Source organism: Chengkuizengella marina (assembly GCF_009910845.1).
In the GTDB taxonomy this organism is placed as follows: Bacteria; Bacillota; Bacilli; order Paenibacillales; family KCTC-33759; genus Chengkuizengella; species Chengkuizengella marina.
The window spans coordinates 1-21,094 of the sequence record NZ_SIJB01000007.1; the positions used below are offsets into that span (position 1 = coordinate 1).

A 21,094-nucleotide genomic window follows, 5' to 3' on the forward strand; every position below is an offset into this window, starting at 1 on the left:
TTGGATTTCTCAGGGAATTTTCTGAAATTTAGTAGTGAAAAGGATGAATTAAATACATCGACACAACCATATTCATCCTAAGTGAATATTATCTTTTTGACGATAACTATGCAAGAATTACACTGGAGTTTTCAATAGATCAGACTGATTATAGAAAAATCATATCGTATGATTTCACTCCACCTTACACAAGTGATGATTATGTAGATTTCATAGAAATCAATGCCTCTGATCGTGATGGTGATAAATTAACTATTTATAAGAGTGAAACTGATTATAACTTAAAAACCATGTTGACACAGACCAATGCGAATTTCTTATAGGTATATGTACAATCATGGATGCAGTCCAATCCATACTATATCTCATCAAATAAACAATTTGAGAAGGAAAGTGATGAGAATGGGTTTTCGACAAGTCAAAATGCGATTGTTGTGTTTGTCCTATGCAATGTGTTATGCAACAATTGATAAATATACCTGATACTAGGGTCTTTACAATTTCAGCTGAACAAGTAGGTATAATCACATCTGTAGAAAATTTTCTAGCAACAATAAATGTAGGAGGGATTATAAGGTGTTTCCCCATATGCAATGTCACTGCAGTTGGAAATAATGTATTAGGTAATACATTATTGAAACCAGTTCGAAAGGATATGAAAGGTGAGTGTAGTTGTTGTGAAGATCCAGCTACAAATGAATTAGCTACCTTAGTAAATAAAACTGTTGAAATTAATTATTTAACTAGACCAGGTTCGCCATCTAGGTTAATAGGAACTGTTGCAAAAGCTGGGGAAGGCATCGACTGATGTTACCAATACTTTTGGTGCTTCCAGCCCATAGATAAGAGTCCAAGCAAATTCATTGGTTGGTTCATAAGATAGTGTGAACGATATTAAAGGAGAAAAGGAGGCGATATCATGGCAGACTTTAAAAAAGAAACAAAGAAAATCAGTGATTTTAGGGATGATACAGTTAAGTTAACTGAAGACAAAGAGGTAGTCATTCTAGAGGTAAAAGTTTGTGTGAAGGATCCAAAGGAAAATGTGGTACTGATATGGTCGGTGGATGAAGACCTCCGTTCAAGTGATTTTGCAGACCTTGAACCATCCATTAGTCTAGCTATTAACAGTACTGTTGAATATAGACTATGTAGAATTGATAAACATGGAAACAGTCAACAGTTAGGATCAACTATAACATCAAGTGAGTCGAATTCCTTAGAACTAAGTGCTGACAATACAGCACTTAGAGCTAATATTAGTTTCATTAGAAACACTCAACCTAACTCTACGTTTTGTGATAATCCACCACACTGTGGAGAGGTTTTTTATCAAGTGAAGGCAAAAAAACTACCTCCAGATGGTGATCCATTTATATCACAAGGAAAACTAACAGACAGATCATTAGTTGCTATTTATTAATTTTTGATGAGGGAAAACCTCATTTGATATCTTATGATATATATATACTACAGTTTTGAAATAAAATTTTATTTTTAAACAGTGAACAGGAAGGACGTAGAAATACGTCTTTTTATGTTGGGAAACTATTATCCATTGAGCTAGGGGAGGGAAGCAGGAGGAAAAATAGCTAGTTTTTTGTGAAAGACATATTTTATGTTATATGTGAATACAACTAAATAACAACAAGGGAGAATAGACTTAATGGACTTAATGTATGGATTAATGGGTGTTTTTTCATTTTCAACAATAGTCTTTGGTCTCGCGGCAAGTGTATTTTACATTTATGCGATAGTTAAGGCTTTTGGCTTCATGAAATCTAAAACTGAAAATGATCTAAGTGCAAATGAAATTATGGAACGTAATAATCAATTGTTAGAGCAGCTACTTGCTGAAAGATTTGAGAAAAAAGAAAATAATTAATTCAATGTAAGCACTCATAGTAGTGCTTTTTTTATTAGGGCACTGATGGCCCTTTTTTGGGAAGTTATTAAGTTATCATCCATTATGCTAGGGTGGATGAAAAAAGAAAAGTCCTTACTTAGATTACTCTTAATAAGGACTAGTACAGACAGCTTGCTTATATATTATTCCAATCGACCACTCAATGAAGTTCCTTGGTTTTTGTACAATCGTCTAGGGATACCAGTCCAAGCAACTTCATTAGATTATACATAAGATAATGTGAAATGATATTTTAATTTAAGAAGTTGGGAGGATATTTTATGGGTTTAAAAAATGATCCTTTTGTTGTTGCGGATACAGTTTCAGTACTAGATGTATATAATACAAGTGATCCAAATGTAATTAATTTAACACCAGCTAATCCATCTGCAGTTGTATCTACCGTTGATGTGTGTATTAAACAACCACAGAAAACACAAGTATCTATCGATTCAATGGCACAAATTGCTGTACTGGGTCTTACTATGATGGGGCAAACTTTTGCAGTAACATATGAATTGCTACGTAATGACACTGTTATTGCAACGATCAATGATGAAATGGATTATGAATCTGTTGTTCAAGGAAGACATAATAACTTTCCAAACTCTCCCCTAGTGGACGATAACCCAATTGCTGGAATAAATACGTATGATCTTAGATGTACTAGTGTAACTAGACCAACCGTAGGATTTGTTTTAATTGGGTCTCGGAGCCTGAAAGCAACAGTATTCACATTATAGATTGTTTGAAAATAAAATTTTATGAATAAACGTAAACAGAAGGGCGTAGAGATACGTCTTTTTTTTGTTGGGAGTGAGTGGCAAAAATTGTAAATAATTTATGTATAAAATCACTATGTATTTTGAAGAACTACAAGTAAGGAAATTATCTTGATATTAAACATCTATTAAAAAATCTATTTTAATGTCTCATCCGAATTTTATATTGAACTGTATATTAATTAAAACTTAATATTTAATTTATCTATGACCATTTCTAAAACTTAGAAATGGTCATTCATGTATACAAATATTAATCTTTAAAAGGGTGATAAGATAATACCTTGAACAAAACAAACAGAAAGAAATTTTATGATAGTCAAACATGGAAATCTTGTAGAAAGCTTGTATTAAAAAGAGACAATTACTTATGTCAATTATCTATAAAGCAAAACAAACTTACTCCAGCAGATATAGTTCACCATATAGAGCACTTTGAAGATAATCCTAGTCGAGCATTAGATATGGATAATCTATTAAGTGTTTGTTCGTCGTGCCATAACAAAGAACATCCAGAGAAAGGGAGAAAGAAAGACAAGAGAAGGATGAAATCAAGGCGAATGATGATATAAGTGCGTACTTATAAATAATAGTTATTCGAACAAGCAAAATCCTTCCTAGTAACATAAGATACATTATCTTCTACTAGGGAGGTGAATCATAAAATATGAAACGTGTCTTATTTTCTCAAACTGCTGATCCACCAATTTTATTACCTTTGGATGGAGAAGAAGTAACATTATTGTCATTGGAGGTACCGGAATGTGATAAGCATAAATTATTCAAAATTGATGTTAGTTTTGAATTGAATTTTTCAGTAAGGCTAGAACCAGTAACTCTTCCATTTTTGGTTGATTTACACTATCAATTATTTGATGGATCAGGGGATGGTCGTATGGAACTGACTCCAATATTGAAAGAAACGGTATGTGGAACAGCAAAAGTAAATCCTCAAGTTGTAGATTTTGAAAGCAATACAACACCAAACCTGACGATTGTTGCAGAAGGTTTAGTAAATCAAAATTTAACTTTGGTAGCAAATTTAAATATCGTACAAGGTAAAGTGATTTTTCCTTTAGTTAGAGTTCGTGCAATGAGCGTTAAGATCTTCCCTTAGACAAGTTAGAGTAATAGAAGTAAAGGTGAGTTGAAGTGATAATAAGGAGGGGATAACATTGAAAATTACGTGTTTTTGCAGTGCATGCCCCCTACGATCCAACTTGATTTACTATAACATAACTACCGTGCGGGTAGCATCGTTTACACCACGGAAAAATTTTTCATGAAAGGGGGTAACAAAAATATGACTGTACCTACTGCTAAAAAAATACGTGAATTTAGGTGACTCTTATGAGGAATCAGATGAAGAAGAATTAATTAAAATTTATATCGAAACACATCAGTTTTATAGGAGGTTGAAAAAGGAAGTTAAGAACTCTGATTTGATGTATGAGCATACGAATAAAGCAGGGGCTACTAATTTTATCAAAAACCCCTTACTCTTCTCAATCCCTCCTAATTATTTGGTATGCAGGGCAGGTAGTGAAAGGTAATATCATATGTAAAGAGGTTATTTTAGCTTGTAAAGGGCACTTAAATGATCTAAAAAGACAAGGAAATGATGATTTTCCATACATTTTTATATTGAAAGTTTCTGTAAACCATTTAAAGGTGATTTTAAGCAGTTAATACTTCAACCTTGGCAGCATTTTGTTTTAGGGTCCACATATGGGTGGATTCATAAACATACAGGGGAAGACGGTTTAAAGAATGTATTATTTTTGTAGGTAGAAAGAATGGAAAAACACTATGATCTCAGGAACTGCAAACTATGGTTGTAGTAAAGACAATGAAAATGGTGCAGATGTTGTTTTAATAGCTAGCTCAATGAAACAAGAGAGATTATTGTTTGATAATTTAAGAAAATGATTAAATCTTCACCTAGTTGATGAAAAGGTTCAGGACATTAAGGGACGCTATTTACTTTGATAAAATGGGAACATAAATACTAAAGACTTTAGTACAATTAAACCTAATTTTAAACAACGAATCTATCAAGATAAGAAACGAACGCCTTGTACATGCTCTACTTTAAAATAACTTGGCATGTTTTATAAAATACAAAAGCCTATTTAATAGATGAGAATGAATACTTGATTTAGGATAAAGCACATTTTCAAACAAGCAGGTCACTTGTCTATACCAGATGAAGGGTTTGAACATAAAATATAATAGCTCCTGGTTAAACTACTATACACTCATATAATCTCTCTACGGATGCCTCACTATTTAATGTAGTGAGGCTTTATCTTGGAATTTATATAAAAATGTGCATTTGTATCAGAACATTGGTCCAGCCAAATTAAATTTTTAAGCATATTGTATATTATTCCAAGTAAGGGAGGGATATTAATGAGTCAATACGGTGGAGGGGGTTACTGTTGCCACAGAGGCCGCGGCGGTTCTGGAGTCGCAGCTATAGTATTAGTTCTATTCATTCTTCTAGTTATCATTTTAGCAGCCGGTATTTTTATCTAAAATTTCTAGAATCAAAATAAGACCCTGCTTATTTTAACAGCAGGGTTCTTTAATGTTAAGGAAGGTGTGGAATGGAATTAAATATAATTCAATATTTTTTAACACAAGGACCCTTTGCGGTCCTTTTTGTATGGTCATAAATAGTGAGGTTCTGTACTTAATGGGGGAGTAGCTTTTTAAACCAATGTGACTTAGAAGCTTTAGAAGAACTGAGTGTTGTTTGGTTAAAATGGAGCAATTTTTACTATAGAACATGTAAATAATAAATCTAGACGATTCCTAAAGATTGCTTTGTCAACTACAATTCCTTCACCGACATTTAAAATCCGATCGTTAAGAGTGTCACCAGTATACGTTTATAGATTTCACATGAAAAAGTACAAGGGATTATGATTATTTTAAATGGAAGAAGCCACCGACTTTTATCATAAAAATGTCATTCAAAACTTAAATCATTTCTTTGACCATGGAGATGTATCATATGGTTTTAGAGTTTTTGTTTTGTGAAAGGAGGGAAGGGAGTTATGGAGCCTATATTCTTGATCCAAAAGTGTTTCCTATTAGCTACCCCTATCTTAATGAATACCGACTTGATGCCACATCCTGACGAAACAGAAGTCATTGCACTTAAACTTACGATTTATAATCGTTCATCAACTGTAACTGAAGAACTTACATGCACGTAATTAATAGATGAGAATGAACACTTGATTTAGAATAAAGCACATTTTTAAACAAGCAAGTCACTTGTCTATACCAAATGAAGGGTTTGAACATAGAATAAAATAGCTCCTATTAGAACTATTATCCACTCATAGTATCACTTTATGGTACCTCACTATTTAGGTAGTGGGGTTTTGCTATGTTAGATAACAAAAAATGTGTACTTCTACTAGGTCTCTAGTCCAATCCAATTTAACTTTTGAACATAATATATACTATGTCATTTGTATAGGAGGGATATTATGAGTGCTTACGGCGGCAGAGGTTTTGGAGGTCTTTTTGGTATTGTATTAGTACTCTTCATTCTTATAGCTATCATTTTAGCAGCCGGTATTTTTATCTAGATTCATAAGAATAAAATTTAGTGTTGTTTCCCCATTGTTCCCCCATTAGCTAAGTTCTTAGTTAGCTGGTGGGGGAGTACCTTTTTTGAGTTGTTGGAAATTTGAAAATAAAGGCGGATCGTTAATTTGTTGTTGGGTTTGTTGAATAATTCTTGTTATTGCACATGAAGAGAAAATGTCGATATCATTAAAAAACCTCCCTACGACAATTCCTTTGCCAACATCTATAATTTTATCTACAAAAGGGAAAGGAAAAGGGGAGATAAACTCAATCTCAACCATTTCACCAATCATTGAATTTGCTAAGTTTGTAATAGGGTTTTCGCAACAAGCGCATTCTCCTTTACTTTTCTTAATTGGTTTTAATTTAATGCCATCGGGAACCAAATTCTGACTGAATTGAGTAGCAGTGATTTGACAAATGGGTATATTTCCATTAGAAGTAAATGCTATGAAATCTTTTACTTGGTTAATAATAACAGAATTATTAGCTGTCGGAGTTATAATATTTACATCACCAACACCTACCAATTGTTCCAAAACACACTGCATAGGGCACACGCAACAGTTACATTTGAATTCATCGAACACATCCATACTTTACACGTCCTTTTTATTTTTTATATTGTACGTATCTAAATAGTGTTTTGATTGGACGTGTGTAATGTATGAACAAAAATCAGCTAATGTCAGTGTCACTATGTAAATGTTATTAATATAATAAAGTACGGACAATCACATTAAAATTTGTTAGGATGATAAACGATGAGTAATGACTCTGAATGTTTATGTGAGAAGTTTAATACTATTTTTGGTGGTACAGAATTTATTAGTTTAGATGCATGTAATAGTGTAGGGTTCCGTCCTGTCCCTATAACAATAGAAGGGATTAATGTCTTTGGAAACCAGCTGGCTTCAGCAGCTTCTATAGTATTTCAAGAATCATTAGATAGGCAAGGAAAAACATTATGTCTAGGAGAGATTTGTTTTTTGGAAGAAGAAGTGACCCCTTTTTTAAAAGCATTAATTCAACTACCCTCTATTAAAATTGCATCTAATATTCAAAATTATATGCAAACTAAACCTGCATTATTTAGTTTAGCTTTTGAGGCAATCGAATGTCCGTTAATCTTCGCAGAAGCAGTTAGAAGAGCTCTAATTGAGGCAAAAATTAGTTTTGCTCCGAGTACTGTTAACTCTCCAACTAAAAAGTGTAAACAGATCGCCAATATACTTGGTACAAGATTTGACGCATTTTGCATAAATGGATTTTGTTTCACACGGTTTCAAAGGTTAAGGCCATCAAAAATATTAGGTAGACCAAATACAGGCTTTAAGGATCTTGAATTTTCTTTTATTCCGGTAACAAGAGACAAAGATTTATGTCTAAGTAGATTGGTTCTGTTTCCAGACGAAGTAAATAGAATAGTCAAAAGAATACAGAAACGAAGGTTTTTACTAGGAAATGTATCTACCCTATTTAGTTTTGGTAGACCACCTTCAAAAATTGTAACCTATCAAGCAGTGGCCAATCCATTTATCTTTGCAGAAAAAACAGCCAAAATTATTCAAGGATTAAGATGATTAGGTTGGTGGGGGAGTCAACCTATTGGGGAATGATACCTGTAATTGTACATGTAGAAAAAAAGGCTGTAAAGACTGATCCACAATTTCTCCTATGAATAATACCTTCCCCTCCATCTAATATTTTCACTGTTTGAACGGTACCAAATTATATTGAAATATCAACTATAATAGTAATGATATATTCTAGTGTACTTACTTAGCTGCTAGTGGGTTATGATCATGGGTAAAGAATATAGTGCAGAAATGAGTGTGATCCCCACTTGCTTGTTTTAGATTTTTTACTAATGTATTCATATTGGTAATGCTTTGATTGGACGTGGATATTATAATATCTCTACCAACGATAATTCCTTCTCCGACATCAATTATTTCATTTTTTAAAGGACCAGTGGCAATGATAGAATCAACTTATAATATTATGATTGTTCTAATAAAATATAACTAGATACATTTACCATTTGAATTCATAATTAAATATTATATTATGAATTCATTCATAGTAAAGGAGTAGTATGGTGAAAAAGATTACACTTATTGTGCTGTTATTGATAATAACGAATAGTGTTACTTACTTTCTATCAAACTCAGTTTCTGTTAAAGAAGATTATAGAAACTATTTAAAGATGAGATCCTTGATATCCGTACCGGAAGAAGAAGTAATGACTTTATTTGAAAGCGTTACCGGCGATAATTATCAAAATGATAATATTCTATATGATACACTAACTCAAGAAATTATTCCAAAATATAGAAGATATTCTGGGTTTATATCTCTTATTGCTTATCCAGCTGACACTATTAAAACCGAGAAGGTTGAAAGTCTGCACGATACTTACAATATTGCAGTACTAGATAAACTTAACTTTTTCTTATTGTTAAGAGATTCCATTAAAGAGCAAGATGAAGAGGTTAAAAAGCAAGCATATGAAATATTAAAAAAATCAGAAGAATTAATGGAAAAACACGATGAATTGTTTAAGAATTTGAATGATAAATATGGTCTTCCTGAATTGGATCATATAATATATTTAAATAGTGAATTGTCTTCTTCTTATAGTCAAAACTACTAACTATATATTGTCAGTGGTTAGCCCATAAAATTAGGTTTTTGAACTGGTACGCAGTTCTATTTTATTATTTCAGACATGACACAACAAAAATCCGATTCATCAACTTACCATTTTCATCTTTATAAGGAATGTATAATTATGAAGAAAAAGTTGCTTATAGTTATCAATATTATTTTATTAATGGTTAATTTTGGTGTCATTTTGAATAATTATAATCTTAATAAAGATATAGAAAAGATGCAAAATCGATATTATTCAAAATTTATTGATGCATCAAAAGAATTAAATGAGTTTTTAAAAAGTGATGAAGTAAAAACTGATAATTCTAATAATGAGTATATATATCGTTTATTAAGAGTTGAGGAAACTTATAAAGCTTATCAACTATTTACATTTCTTAATAATTATAATGAAACTGAGCAGTTTAAAGATATTAGTTATTTATTTAATGACTTATGGAATGTAATCGCTATTGGAGATATAAGTGAGAGATCTTCAGATGAAATAAAAACAATGTCTGATAATATTTCTGAATTAATTAATCAATTTTCTCTATATATTGACTACAAATAAACATTAATCATTGATATTAAAAACCACCGACATAAACGTAAGTCAGTGGTTTGGTCTCATTAGGCTGAGACCATTACCTCTAAAAAAAATTAGTTTTAAACTGTTTCTTTATATCAAACACCTAATATTCTACTAAAATGTATTAATAATTGGAGCTGGCGGTAAAATCGACCTATGCTATCATGTGGAGATTCTCTGCCACGCACGACATAAAAATTTCATCAGAACCATAATCACGAGTAGATAAACTTTGAATAGCTCAAAAGATCGCATTTAAAAACCTAAGATCTTACCTACAACTTCTTTTGGAAAATTATGTTGCCAGATTCGGGTACATTAGTTAATTTCTTCTCCCGTTCTTCCTCTTGTTTTCTCTGTTTCTTTTCAACTAATTCAGAAGATGAAACCTTGTCTAGGTCTTCACCTGTTGCTATGGCGAATGAATTTAAGAATAAATATTTAAACGCATAAGTCATGGCTTTTCGTACCCCTTTATCTTGCACATCCACCCCTGTTCCAGAGCTGACTAATACTTCACTTTCCCCTGTTTCTGCATCCACAATTTTGTATTTCACATCTACCGTCGTAAGATTACCTTCTTTTCGATGTTGTTGCTCAATCGGGAATACAACTAATTTATTTTCTATTAATGCAGCTCTCACAGCACCAGATACCTTTTCTTCATTAATTGCTTTATATGTTGTAGTCTTATACTCCACCTTGTCATCTTTTTGAAGATCAGAAACCGCAATCATGACATTGACCATTTTTTGATATAAACCTGTTTTATCCCCCATGCTAACCCTCCATTGTTTGTTTAGATTAGTATATGAGCATCCAATACAATTGTGACCTGTATATTTGTAAGGGATTAAACACACAATTTTAATCCCTCTAAAAGAGACCTCATCAAGTTAACCGAGAGAAAAAAAAGCAAGGCAAAAAAAATGAAACAGCCTTATATTAGATAGGCTGTCTCTTTTTTACAGACACAGCAGTCACACCTAGATTCATCGAATACACCCGTCCTTTCAGTTTTTAATAGTGTATTCAAGTTGGTATTATGTTGAGTGGACGAATGTACTGTACTAGTGTTCAGTATAAAGAATACAGTACAGAAATGAGTGTGATCCCCACTGGATTGTTTCAGGTAACTGGTGGGGATATGTTTGTATTAAAATGACGTGAATTAGATGTCCTAGAAGAATCATTAATTTGTTGTTGGTTAAATGGTAATTCTTGTTATTGCACAATAAGAAAAAAAGTTCCTTTCATTATTTATTGTATCTCTGGCAAGAACAATTCCTTTGTCAACATCTAGGGAAAGGAAAAGGAGAATGAATTCAACTTCATTAAATAGTGATGACTTTGGAATGAAGTTCCGTTATTAAAACTAAACAAAAGTTAAGGTCGTGGTTCAGACATGAGATGAGCACAGATTTTTAAATAAGTATGTCACTTTTTTACACACAAAATGAGTCGTTTGAACATAATATATAACAACTCTTAGTAGGGCACTTACGGACGTCTATGTACTCATCTATCATCTCTAGATAACTTCACTATACGTTGTAGTGAGGTTTTATTATGTCAAATTTAATATAATGTTAAGACGTGTACCTACAGTAAATGAGTTTAATTTATAATAAAGAGCATGTTCAACCGCATAATAAAGTGAAACGTAAAAAATGCAGTTGACACAAGCATTTTGATAGAGATCAATTTAGAGAGGATGTATTTAACTTGGTAAAAATTATATCAGAAACCACAGCAACAGTGGAACAAGCTAGGAAGTGGGCAAAGAATAGAGGAGCAACACAAATGTTTATTGATTTAGCTCCTTTATATTGGGAGATTGCTCCAAAACGGGGTAAATTAAATCCAGCCATCGCCTATGCTCAATCAGCATTAGAAACAGCATTCGGACAGTTTGGGGGAGTGATTGATGATACTTATCACAACCCATGTGGTTTAAAAATCGCGAGTGGTGGAGATAACAATGATCCAGAAGCTCATCAACGTTTTATAGATTGGGAAGAAGGAATAACTGCACACTGTGATCATTTAGCATTATACGCGGGTGCCGATGGATACCCTAGAGAAGATACACCAGATCCACGTCACTTTACTTGGATTTTGGGAAAAGCAAAAACAGTAGAGGAACTAAGTGGAAATTGGGCACCAAGTAAAACATATGGACAAAGCATTGTAAATCACTATTTACAACCATTAGAACAAACGGAGGTTAGAATAAGTTTTAGTGATGTACCAGAAAATCGTTGGAGTGCTGAAGCAATTAAACAAGTAGCTGAACAAGGTTTAATGGTTGGATACAGTGATGGTACATTTAGACCAACAGAACCAGTTACACGTGAACAATTAGCCGTAATTATTATTCGATTACAAAATTTATTTGAGGGGAATTAACGAGGAGAAATAACCTGGAACCATAGATTGATTCGTTGAATACACCCATATTAAACAACACCTCTCTCATAATTCATTTGATTAAGCACTCAACTATGAGTGCTTTTTACAATTCATATTAATTGATAAAAACCTTATCAATAGATAAATTCTTATATTCTTGCGAACAACCTTTTTAAGTAACAATATACATATATGTATATTGTTACTTAAAAATGTGAGTATATCCATATTATTTTATGATTTTTGGGGCTCAGCTTGTTGTATTCCAAAATCATGAAATTTAAAAATATATTATTATGATAACAAGCCAATATATATTACTATTTTTTTAGGAGGATTTATAGCATGTTAAAAAAGTTAGTAATGGTAGAAGGAGTTTCTTATAGTCCCAAATTAAACCAACGTGCGTATTACGATGTTCCTCTTATAGATTCTATTAATAGACTTTATATTACATCTAAGCCATTTGTTCGTGTACAGTTATGGGATGGCAATAAAATAATTCAAGAAGTAATTACTACTGGAGAAAAATATTTTGACTTTAATTATAAGCGACAATATGATGGAGATTTTTTTATAAGAATTCAAAATTTAGCATCGTGGCAAGTTGTGGATATAACCATTATGTATTAATCATAATGAAGAAAACCTCAGCATTGCTGCCAAGGTTTTCTCGAGATGGGATATGATGGTCTTATTAATAGGACTAAGTTAGATGAATTCTTCGAATTCAACGATATTTCTTATAATTGTTATTAAATAAATCTGTTTCTTTGGGATATTTTAATGATTTCTTACTTTCTAATTTTTCAAATTCTTCGAATAAACGGTGTCTAGTTTTTCCATGATTGCTTATAAATTTATAATCCCCATACCCAAATAAATCCATTGTCTCACTCCTACATATTTTAATAATTTTCTATTTGAATCATACAATAGCACAAAAATGTTTTATTTCAGTAAATGAAATGTAAAATTTTTGCACTTTAATAATGTATGAAGTAAAAATAAATTTGATTATACTTTTTTACCAAAATTTATAAAAATGTGTATACGCCTTTAAAAACATTTGGTGAACTTATGTTTATGGATAAGAAAAAACTTCTTCTGTAAATTTAGAAGAAGTTTAATTTTTTTTATTAAAATACCTCATTGGTGATTTATTCTAACTAATATCTCTAAACAAACCCACTACTTTTCCTAAAATACTAACTTCATTGAGTAAAATCGGTTCCATTGTTGAATTTTCAGGTTGAAGTCTAAAGTGGTTTGATTCTTTAAAAAATCTCTTTACAGTTGCTTCATTTTCTTCTGTCATAGCAACTACAATTTCACCATTATTTGCAGATTGCTGTTGTCTTACGATAACGTAATCTCCATCGTGAATTCCGGCTTCAATCATACTTTCTCCAACAATCTGAAGCATGAAAACATTGTAATCCCCAACATAATGATTTGGAAGTGGAAAGTACTCTTCTATATTTTCTGTAGCAAGAATTGGAAGACCAGCAGTAACTTTTCCGATTAAAGGTACTTGTGTAATGGATGAAGTAACGATAGTGGGATTTTCTTCATCTAAAATTTCAATTGCACGTGGTTTTGTAGGGTCTCTGCGTATAAATCCTTTTTTTTCTAATCTTTCCAAATGTCCATGTACCGTAGAACTGGATGCTAATCCAACTGCTTCTCCTATTTCACGAACGGAAGGAGGGTAGCCTTTTTTTTGCACCTCTTCTTTAATAAAATCTAATATGGATTGCTGTCTCGTGGATAACTTGTTCAATCAAATTCCCTCCTCAAGTTTCATTTTATTAAACGATCTATGTATTAGTTGATATTATAACATAGAACGTTATTTCGCACAAACATAAGTTCGAAAATGATATTGACACAAACAACTGTTCGTGATAATCTGATTTTAGAACAAATGTTTGGAGGTAGCTAATATGCATTTAATTTATACAAGTAATGCCATAGATACAAAAAAAGCAGAACAGCTAAAAGTTATAAATAAACCAATTTTTTTAAGAAAGAAAATATTATTTATTTTAATAACAACAGTTATTGTAACAATAGGTTTGATGTTTGGAGCAATTTTGAATGTTTTTGCTTTAGAGAATCCGGATAATATTCAGCACCAAGACAAACAAATGATACAAATTCACGTTAAACCTGGAGATTCATTATGGAGCGTTGCCAAGAGCTATGCACCTAGAGAAATGGATATTCGATATTTTATTTCTAAGATTAAAGAGGAGAATCAATTACAAAACAGTAATATCATTATAGGACAAATCTTGTTGATCCCAACTGGTGAACTATAGAATGTCGTAATTAAAACGAAGAAAAATGCAGTATATGTAGAATAGTAAATATGATGTGAAAGAATATTTGTAAATCCTAATTCAAGAAATAATTTAGATGGTATTAATTAAAATAAATCATTCGAATTTTGATCCAGAAACACATAACCTTCATCATACACGCGTACTGAGTCCCTTCAAAAATAAAGGTCCACTATCAGGATGGTTAGTTGTTACTTCAAATGAGAGTAATAGAGGGTAAGAGCTAGCTTATGTTGCATTAGAGAAGCTGAAGGAAGAATTGAATTGAGTTAAGTCCAGCATCTAGGCTAATCCTTATAATTTGACTATTTTTTAGATAGTATAATATTTTTCATAACTAAAATTTAGCCATCAATAATAGAAGTTCCTATATGTTGACACCTCACATATTTTCTTCATTGCTTGAGGTTTATTAAAATTGATTATATGGACGGAGTTTATGATCTCTTGCTAATAATAAAGCAGATTGATCCATTACTTTTATATTATTTGTAATTACATCATTATAGTTTAAGTTTCTATATATTTTTGCCTCTTTGTTAAGAAAGGGGTCACAAGTAAAAACGCTATCAATTCCTTGTTTAGCAAATATATAGCATCACTCTTTGTTTCAATTGTACGTTGTGCACTTTGAATAATAGTAATAACGAAAGGTTGTCGTTCCCTACTCCGAAGATGACTATGTTTCCTTTTTGTAAATGTTGAACCGCTTTTAAATGGATATAAGGCTCTGCTAAAGATGTTGCTGGTATTGACTGGTAATTGTTCCAAGTGTACCAATATATTGTCTGCCTCTACTTTATCAATACACCATTCAGATACTAGGTTTCCGCTGAATAATTTTCCACTACCGACAACGATGGATACTTTGATTTCATTAGTCTGAAATATCTAGTATTTCTTTTGCTATATATTCTAATTGATTTGCGATTTCCATTCTGATCGGCAAGTGTTCCCCCGCTTAATTTTACTAATACTCTTTTAATAAATAGTAAACAATAGTCAAGCTTTTTTTCTGTTAATCATAGATCATTAAAGGACTTGACAATTATTTTTTGAAATGTCAAAGTAATGGGGTAGATAAGGAGGATCAAATTGTTATGAACAACGATCAAATCAACAGAATTAATGAGCTTGCTAGAAAGAAGAAAAAAGTTGGCTTAAATGCACAAGAAGTTGAAGAACAAAAGAAGTTACGACAGGAATATTTAAAATCCTTTAGGAAAAACTTTAGAGCACAGTTAGATAATATAGAAATTGTAGATGATGAAAAGAACTAAAACTAATCAATTTTATATAAATCAAATAGAGCACTCTTTCTCTGTAACCTAAAAGTTTTTATATAAGTTAGAACAAGATCAACAAGTGATCTTGTTCTTTTCATATTAATAAGATTAGGATAAAATAGTTTAAAAAAGTGAATAAATATTCATTGATATACAAAGGAGGACAAGTATGGAGCATCGTTTACTTGGGAAAAGTGGTTTGGCAGTTTCGAAATTATGTCTAGGTACAATGACGTTCGGAAATACAACAAATGAAAAAGATTCGATTGATATGATTCACCGTTTTTTAGATAGAGGGGGTAACTTTTTAGATACAGCAGATGTATATGTACAAGGAAAATCTGAAGAGATTGTTGGAAAAGCCATTAAAGATCGGCGTTCTGAAGTGGTGTTGGCAACTAAAGTAAGATTTCAGACAGGTAAAGATTTTAATAGTGCTGGATTATCTCGAAAACACATTATGGATGGTGTTGATGCTAGCTTAAAAAGATTAAATACAGATTATATTGATCTTTACCAAGTTCACGTTTGGGATGAGTTCACACCTGTAGAAGAAACGTTAAGAGTTTTGGATGACCTAGTAAGCTCTGGTAAGGTAAGGTACATAGGATGTTCCAATTTTTTAGCATGGCAATTAATGAAATCCCTATGTTATAGTGATTTTAATAAATTTGTAAGATATATTTCCATCCAGCCTCAATATAGTCTTGTAAGCATGGAGATGGATAGAGAGGTTTTACCTTTATGCATTGAAGAAAATGTTGGTGTAATGCCGTGGGCTGCAATTGGAAGCGGATTTTTATCAGGAAAATATTCCAAGGGTCTACAGCCTACTGAAGGAAGACTTCATAAAGCAATGGGTGAATCTTCTTGGGAGAATCGTAATACTGAAAAAAATTGGAAAATACTCCATACTGTCATGGAAATTGCTGAACAAAGGGGAGCAAAACCTTCTCAAGTAGCTTTAAATTGGCTGCTTGATAAAAAAGGCATTACTTCACCAATATTAGGAGCAAATACATTAGATCAATTTGAAGAAAATATGGGAACTTTAGAGTGGAAGTTAACGGAGGATGAATGGAACAAACTTGATGAGGTAAGTGCGCTTGTGGATGAGTATCCAAACCGATTCATAGATAAGTTTAGACGAACATTAAACGTCTAATCGATATAAATAACTAAAAAATCAATTTAAGATTGTCTTTATCCATTAAATATTACACTAGAAATGAGTGAAAACATGAGTATTAAAGCCGTTATTTTTGATTTGGATGATACCTTGCTTTGGGACGAACGTTGTGTAAAAGAAGCTTTTGAGGTTACTTGTGAGTCAGTGAAAAAACATTATAATATTGATCCAGAGGAATTAGAAAAGGCTGTACGTCAAGAAGCTAGGTCCTTGTATGAAACATTTGAAACATTTGATTTTACTAAGAATATTGGCATCAATCCCTTTGAAGCTTTATGGGGGAATTTTAACGATGAGAATGAACATTTCAGTAGATTGAAAAAAATGGCACCTCAGTATCGTAAAGAAGCTTGGACAAGAGGATTAAAAGTACTGGGAATTGATGATCTTGAATTGGGTCAAAAACTTGGTGAGTTATTTCCGATGGAAAGAAGAACGCGATCTTACGTATATGATGAAATATATCCTACATTAGAGAAGTTAAAACAAAAATATAAACTAATGCTGCTAACCAACGGTTCTCCAGATATTCAAAATGAAAAATTAGCTGCCTTGCCAAAATTAACACCATATATGGATCAAGTGATGATATCTGGTAGTTTTGGTCAAGGAAAACCATCACCCGCTATATTTGAACAAGCAATGAACCTTTTAGAAATTGAACCACATGAAGGGATTATGGTAGGAGATAATCTTAATACTGACATTAAAGGTGCTCTTAGCATAGGAATGAAATGTGTATGGGTTAATCGTAATAACATGGAACCTTCCGTTGAAATTAAACCAGACTTTGAAATTAAAGAATTAAATGAACTGCATGGCATAATTCAAACTATAAATATTAACGTATCATCTTAAACAATTAATAAAGTTTTATATCATTAGACAGTCTCGCCATACATTGACTAAGGTAGTTGTATGGCGAATTTTTTTATTTTAATTTATTCCATTAACAATTTATGTTATAATGAATTGTTTGCTTGCTTAAAACATTAAAAACAAATTAAATACGCTATACATTTTATATAGATGCAATTTTATAAGTTAGGAGTTAGAATATCGTGAGTCTTTTAACAGTAGAGGATTTAAGTCATACGTTTGGAGAACGTGTTTTATTTAAAAATGTGTCATTTAGATTACTGCCTGGTGAACATGTAGGACTTGTAGGAGCAAATGGAGTCGGAAAATCTACACTGATGAACATATTAACAGGACAAGTATTAAAAGATACAGGAAAAGTAGAATGGACACCTAAGGTGAATTATGGATATTTAGATCAGCATACAAAATTAACACCAGGGAAAACAATGCGAGATGTGCTTAAAGAGGCTTTCTTACCTTTGTTGGAAGAAGAAAGAAAGTTGAATAAAATCACGGGGGAGATGGCTGATGCCTCACCAGAGAGATTGGAACAGCTTTTAGATGAAATGGGTGAGATTCAGGATCGTTTAGAAAATAGTGGTTTTTATTTATTAGATAATAAGGTTGAAGAAATGGCAAATGGTTTAGGTTTAGCTGCGATTGGATTGGATCGTGATGTTTCTGAATTAAGTGGTGGACAGAGGACAAAAGTATTGTTGGCAAAGTTGCTTTTAGAACAACCCGCTGTTCTATTATTAGATGAGCCTACAAACTATTTGGATACGGAACACATAGATTGGTTAACGAATTATTTGCGAGAATACCCTTCAGCGTTCATGCTCATATCTCATGATACGGAATTTATGAATAAAGTAGTGGGTGTGATCTATCATTTGGAATTCACAAAACTGACAAGATATACAGCTAATTATGAAAAGTTTTTGCAGATGGCGGACTTAAATAAAAACCAACATATCGATGCTTATGAAAAACAACAAGAATTCATTAAAAAACAAGAAGATTTTATTCAACGAAATAAAGCACGGTACTCTACATCTGGAAGAGCAAAAAGTAGACAAAAACAATTGAATCGACTTGAAAGAATAGATCGTCCTGAAATCGCAATGAAACCTACTTTTGTATTTAAAGAAGGGCGGGCAAGTGGGAAAATTGTTTTTGAAGCTGAGAATTTGCAAATTGGGTATGACAGTCCATTATTACCTGAAATGAACATGCTGATAGAACGTAAAGATAAAATCGCGATAGTTGGTTGTAATGGAGTAGGGAAGTCCACTCTTTTAAAAACAATGTTAGGGCTCATTAAACCTTACGGTGGAAAAACTCATCAAGGAGACTTTTTGATCCCTGCTTATTTTGAACAAGAAGTAAAAGTAGGACATCTAACCCCTATTGATGATGTTTGGAATGAGTTTCCTCATATGAATCAAAATGAAGTACGTGGAGCATTGGCTCGTTGCGGGTTAAAGAATGAACATATTTCAAGACCGTTAAATAAATTAAGTGGTGGTGAACAAGCCAAAGTACGTTTATGTAAATTGCTAATGAGAGAAAGCAACTGGATTGCGTTTGATGAACCAACGAATCATCTAGATGTAGTTGCTAAAGAAGAGCTGAAACGCGCTTTAAAGGAATATCAAGGAACGATCGTGCTTGTATGCCATGAACCTGAATTTTATGAGGATTGGATAACGAAGGTTTGGAATGTAGAGGAATGGGCTCTAAACTCTTCTCTTCAAAAGTAATTCACCATCTTTACAAGTAACAGAATTAATTATACCTAAAAATTTGAGAAAGTAGGTTATAAAAATGATTTCAGCTAATAATATATCTCTTCGATATGGAAAAAGAGCCCTATTTGAAGATGTGAATATAAAGTTTACTCCAGGAAATTGTTATGGTTTGATCGGTGCCAATGGTGCTGGAAAATCAACCTTTTTAAAGATTTTATCAGGAGAACTAGAAGCTAATAAAGGAACAGTCAATATTACTCCAGGTGAGAGACTAGCTGTTTTAAAACAGAACCATTATGAATATGACGAATATGAAGTGTTAAAAACCGTTATTATGGGTCATAGTAAACTTTACAATATCATGGTTGAAAAAGATGCTATTTATGCAAAACCTGATTTTTCTGATGAAGATGGAATGCGTGCAGCAGAACTTGAAGGGGAGTTTGCAGAATTGGATGGTTGGCAAGCTGAAGCTGATGCAGGTGAATTATTGATAGGATTAGGTATTTCTAAAGAATTTCATGATCTTAAAATGTCAGAACTAAGCGGGAATGATAAGGTGCGTGTTTTACTGGCCCAAGCTTTATTTGGTAATCCCAATATTTTATTATTGGATGAGCCTACCAACCATTTAAATTTAGAATCTATTCAATGGCTTGAAAATTTTTTAGCAAAGTTTGATGGTACTGTCATTGTTGTTTCTCATGATCGACACTTTTTAAATCAAGTATGTACACACATCGCAGATATTGATTTTGGAAAAATAGAGTTATACGTAGGTAATTATGATTTCTGGTATGAATCAAGCCAATTAGCTTTAAAACTTATGCAAGAGAAAAATAAAAAAACAGAAGAAAAACGAAAAGAACTAGAAGCATTTATTGCTCGTTTTAGTGCCAACGCTTCGAAGTCCAAACAAGCAACATCCCGTAGTAAGCAATTAGAAAAATTAAAACTTGAAGACATTAAGCCTTCGAATCGAAAATATCCATTTATTAATTTTAAATCTGAAAGAGAAGCAGGTAAGCAGTTATTATTTATTGAAGATCTAACAGTATCTATAGAACATGATTTAGTTATAGAGAAAATGAACCTTGTTGTAAACAAAGGGGATAAAATCGCTTTTGTTGGACCGAATGGAATTCCAAAAACGACATTGTTTAAAACACTTATGGGTGAAATAGAACCTACTGATGGTTCATATACTTGGGGAGTAACAACCTCGCAAGCGTATTTTCCAAAGGATAACTCGGACTATTTTGATGTGGATTTAAATTTAGTGGATTGGCTTCGCCAATATTCCAAGGATCAGGATGAATCATTTATTCGTGGGTTTTTAGGAAGAATGTTATTCTCTGGTGAAGAAGCATTGAAAAAATGTAATGTGCTTTCTGGGGGAGAAAAAGTTCGTTGTATGTTGTCAAAGATGATGCTTAGTGCAGCAAATGTTTTAATTTTAGATGAACCTACCAATCACCTTGACTTGGAATCCATTACAGCTTTGAATAATGGTCTTGTTCAATTTGATGGTACTATGTTGTTTGTCTCACATGACCATCAATTTATTCAAACGATAGCAAATCGTATTATAGAAATCACCCCTACTGGGTTGATTGATAAACAAATGAGTTATGATGAGTATTTGGAAAGTGCTGAAGTACAAGGTTTACGTGAAAAGATGTACAGCGTGACAACAGGTTAATCTGTAC

25 protein-coding genes and 3 pseudogenes are annotated in these 21,094 nt (G+C 32.4%); 23 read left to right on the forward strand and 5 right to left on the reverse strand.

The features are described 5' to 3' along the window. Positions 1 to 445: 445 nt before the first annotated feature. The 12 genes and pseudogenes from ERL59_RS02360 to ERL59_RS20660 all read left to right on the forward strand — a co-directional run bounded on the left by ERL59_RS02360 (position 446) and on the right by ERL59_RS20660 (position 6,293). On the forward strand, positions 446 to 808 hold the full coding sequence (locus tag ERL59_RS02360) for a hypothetical protein (protein WP_160644116.1): 363 nt from the start codon (positions 446 to 448) through the stop codon (positions 806 to 808). A 111-nt stretch (positions 809 to 919) separates the two neighbouring features. Then, positions 920 to 1,423 (forward strand): hypothetical protein, encoded by a 504-nt coding sequence (locus tag ERL59_RS02365; protein WP_160644118.1) that lies wholly within the window; start codon positions 920 to 922, stop codon positions 1,421 to 1,423. A 243-nt stretch (positions 1,424 to 1,666) separates the two neighbouring features. Beyond that, positions 1,667 to 1,885, forward strand: a complete 219-nt coding sequence (locus ERL59_RS02370) for a hypothetical protein (protein ID WP_160644120.1) — start codon at positions 1,667 to 1,669, stop codon at positions 1,883 to 1,885. A gap of 302 nt (positions 1,886 to 2,187) precedes the next feature. Continuing rightward, entirely contained in the window at positions 2,188 to 2,649 is a 462-nt protein-coding gene (locus ERL59_RS02375) for a hypothetical protein (RefSeq protein WP_160644122.1), read from the forward strand. A gap of 323 nt (positions 2,650 to 2,972) precedes the next feature. After that, positions 2,973 to 3,260: an HNH endonuclease gene (locus ERL59_RS02380; RefSeq protein ID WP_160644123.1), complete on the forward strand. Its 288-nt coding sequence runs from the start codon at positions 2,973 to 2,975 to the stop codon at positions 3,258 to 3,260. A gap of 95 nt (positions 3,261 to 3,355) precedes the next feature. Then, a complete protein-coding gene (locus ERL59_RS02385) occupies positions 3,356 to 3,805 on the forward strand; it encodes a hypothetical protein (protein WP_160644125.1) in 450 nt (149 codons plus the stop codon). Between the two features lie 190 nt (positions 3,806 to 3,995). Continuing rightward, positions 3,996 to 4,187: pseudogene (locus tag ERL59_RS20955) on the forward strand (P27 family phage terminase small subunit); the annotation flags it as partial. Beyond that, positions 4,138 to 4,678, forward strand: a pseudogene (locus ERL59_RS20960) (terminase large subunit domain-containing protein); the annotation flags it as partial. The pseudogenes ERL59_RS20955 and ERL59_RS20960, both read left to right, overlap by 50 nt. Before the next feature lie 422 nt (positions 4,679 to 5,100). Beyond that, the gene (locus ERL59_RS02395; RefSeq protein ID WP_160644128.1) at positions 5,101 to 5,226 is read left to right on the forward strand and encodes a sporulation protein YjcZ; all 126 of its coding nucleotides are present in this window, start codon (positions 5,101 to 5,103) and stop codon (positions 5,224 to 5,226) included. 71 nt (positions 5,227 to 5,297) lie between these two features. Further along, entirely contained in the window at positions 5,298 to 5,366 is a 69-nt protein-coding gene (locus tag ERL59_RS21525) for a BhlA/UviB family holin-like peptide (RefSeq protein WP_160644563.1), read from the forward strand. A gap of 384 nt (positions 5,367 to 5,750) precedes the next feature. Further along, positions 5,751 to 5,912 carry a hypothetical protein gene (locus tag ERL59_RS02405; RefSeq protein WP_160644130.1) on the forward strand — a complete coding sequence of 54 codons (162 nt, stop codon included), beginning with the start codon at positions 5,751 to 5,753 and terminating at the stop codon, positions 5,910 to 5,912. 279 nt (positions 5,913 to 6,191) lie between these two features. Continuing rightward, positions 6,192 to 6,293, forward strand: a complete 102-nt coding sequence (locus ERL59_RS20660) for a sporulation protein YjcZ (protein WP_201763453.1) — start codon at positions 6,192 to 6,194, stop codon at positions 6,291 to 6,293. Between the two features lie 57 nt (positions 6,294 to 6,350). On the opposite strand, the gene ERL59_RS02410 is transcribed toward ERL59_RS20660, so the two are convergent. After that, entirely contained in the window at positions 6,351 to 6,890 is a 540-nt protein-coding gene (locus ERL59_RS02410; RefSeq protein ID WP_160644132.1) for a hypothetical protein, read from the reverse strand. Between the two features lie 168 nt (positions 6,891 to 7,058). Here ERL59_RS02410 and ERL59_RS02415 point away from each other — a divergent pair, with 168 nt between their 5' ends. The 3 genes from ERL59_RS02415 to ERL59_RS02425 all read left to right on the forward strand — a co-directional run bounded on the left by ERL59_RS02415 (position 7,059) and on the right by ERL59_RS02425 (position 9,523). Further along, positions 7,059 to 7,877, forward strand: a complete 819-nt coding sequence (locus ERL59_RS02415) for a DUF1259 domain-containing protein (protein WP_160644134.1) — start codon at positions 7,059 to 7,061, stop codon at positions 7,875 to 7,877. A 515-nt stretch (positions 7,878 to 8,392) separates the two neighbouring features. Further along, a complete protein-coding gene (locus ERL59_RS02420; protein ID WP_160644136.1) occupies positions 8,393 to 8,950 on the forward strand; it encodes a hypothetical protein in 558 nt (185 codons plus the stop codon). 138 nt (positions 8,951 to 9,088) lie between these two features. Continuing rightward, the gene (locus ERL59_RS02425; protein WP_160644138.1) at positions 9,089 to 9,523 is read left to right on the forward strand and encodes a hypothetical protein; all 435 of its coding nucleotides are present in this window, start codon (positions 9,089 to 9,091) and stop codon (positions 9,521 to 9,523) included. Between the two features lie 293 nt (positions 9,524 to 9,816). Here the strand turns inward: ERL59_RS02425 and ERL59_RS02430 are convergent, their stop codons facing one another. Next, on the reverse strand, positions 9,817 to 10,320 hold the full coding sequence (locus ERL59_RS02430; RefSeq protein WP_160644140.1) for an ERF family protein: 504 nt from the start codon (positions 10,318 to 10,320) through the stop codon (positions 9,817 to 9,819). Positions 10,321 to 11,266: 946 nt separating this feature from the next. Here ERL59_RS02430 and ERL59_RS02435 point away from each other — a divergent pair. After that, positions 11,267 to 11,950 (forward strand): S-layer homology domain-containing protein, encoded by a 684-nt coding sequence (locus ERL59_RS02435; RefSeq protein ID WP_160644142.1) that lies wholly within the window; start codon positions 11,267 to 11,269, stop codon positions 11,948 to 11,950. 348 nt (positions 11,951 to 12,298) lie between these two features. Next, positions 12,299 to 12,586: a hypothetical protein gene (locus ERL59_RS02440; RefSeq protein ID WP_160644144.1), complete on the forward strand. Its 288-nt coding sequence runs from the start codon at positions 12,299 to 12,301 to the stop codon at positions 12,584 to 12,586. Between the two features lie 97 nt (positions 12,587 to 12,683). Here ERL59_RS02440 and ERL59_RS02445 read toward each other — a convergent pair whose 3' ends face one another. Further along, the gene (locus ERL59_RS02445) at positions 12,684 to 12,842 is read right to left on the reverse strand and encodes a hypothetical protein (protein WP_160644146.1); all 159 of its coding nucleotides are present in this window, start codon (positions 12,840 to 12,842) and stop codon (positions 12,684 to 12,686) included. Between the two features lie 276 nt (positions 12,843 to 13,118). Further along, on the reverse strand, positions 13,119 to 13,736 hold the full coding sequence (gene lexA / locus ERL59_RS02450) for a transcriptional repressor LexA (RefSeq protein ID WP_160644148.1): 618 nt from the start codon (positions 13,734 to 13,736) through the stop codon (positions 13,119 to 13,121). Between the two features lie 163 nt (positions 13,737 to 13,899). On the opposite strand from lexA, the gene yneA reads away from it, so the two are divergent. After that, complete coding sequence (gene yneA, locus ERL59_RS02455) at positions 13,900 to 14,277, forward strand: cell division suppressor protein YneA (protein ID WP_160644150.1); 378 nt, start codon at positions 13,900 to 13,902, stop codon at positions 14,275 to 14,277. 365 nt (positions 14,278 to 14,642) lie between these two features. Here yneA and ERL59_RS20665 read toward each other — a convergent pair. Then, positions 14,643 to 15,284 (reverse strand): annotated as a pseudogene (locus ERL59_RS20665) (amino acid kinase family protein). A 114-nt stretch (positions 15,285 to 15,398) separates the two neighbouring features. On the opposite strand from ERL59_RS20665, the gene ERL59_RS02460 reads away from it, so the two are divergent. The 5 genes from ERL59_RS02460 to ERL59_RS02480 all read left to right on the forward strand — a co-directional run bounded on the left by ERL59_RS02460 (position 15,399) and on the right by ERL59_RS02480 (position 21,087). Continuing rightward, the gene (locus tag ERL59_RS02460) at positions 15,399 to 15,578 is read left to right on the forward strand and encodes a DUF896 domain-containing protein (protein WP_160644152.1); all 180 of its coding nucleotides are present in this window, start codon (positions 15,399 to 15,401) and stop codon (positions 15,576 to 15,578) included. Positions 15,579 to 15,753: 175 nt separating this feature from the next. Beyond that, positions 15,754 to 16,749 (forward strand): aldo/keto reductase, encoded by a 996-nt coding sequence (locus tag ERL59_RS02465; protein ID WP_160644154.1) that lies wholly within the window; start codon positions 15,754 to 15,756, stop codon positions 16,747 to 16,749. A 75-nt stretch (positions 16,750 to 16,824) separates the two neighbouring features. Continuing rightward, positions 16,825 to 17,631: an HAD family hydrolase gene (locus ERL59_RS02470; protein WP_160644156.1), complete on the forward strand. Its 807-nt coding sequence runs from the start codon at positions 16,825 to 16,827 to the stop codon at positions 17,629 to 17,631. Positions 17,632 to 17,834: 203 nt separating this feature from the next. Next, complete coding sequence (locus tag ERL59_RS02475; RefSeq protein WP_160644158.1) at positions 17,835 to 19,397, forward strand: ABC-F family ATP-binding cassette domain-containing protein; 1,563 nt, start codon at positions 17,835 to 17,837, stop codon at positions 19,395 to 19,397. 64 nt (positions 19,398 to 19,461) lie between these two features. Continuing rightward, a complete protein-coding gene (locus ERL59_RS02480) occupies positions 19,462 to 21,087 on the forward strand; it encodes an ABC-F family ATP-binding cassette domain-containing protein (protein ID WP_160644160.1) in 1,626 nt (541 codons plus the stop codon). Positions 21,088 to 21,094 lie beyond the last annotated feature (7 nt).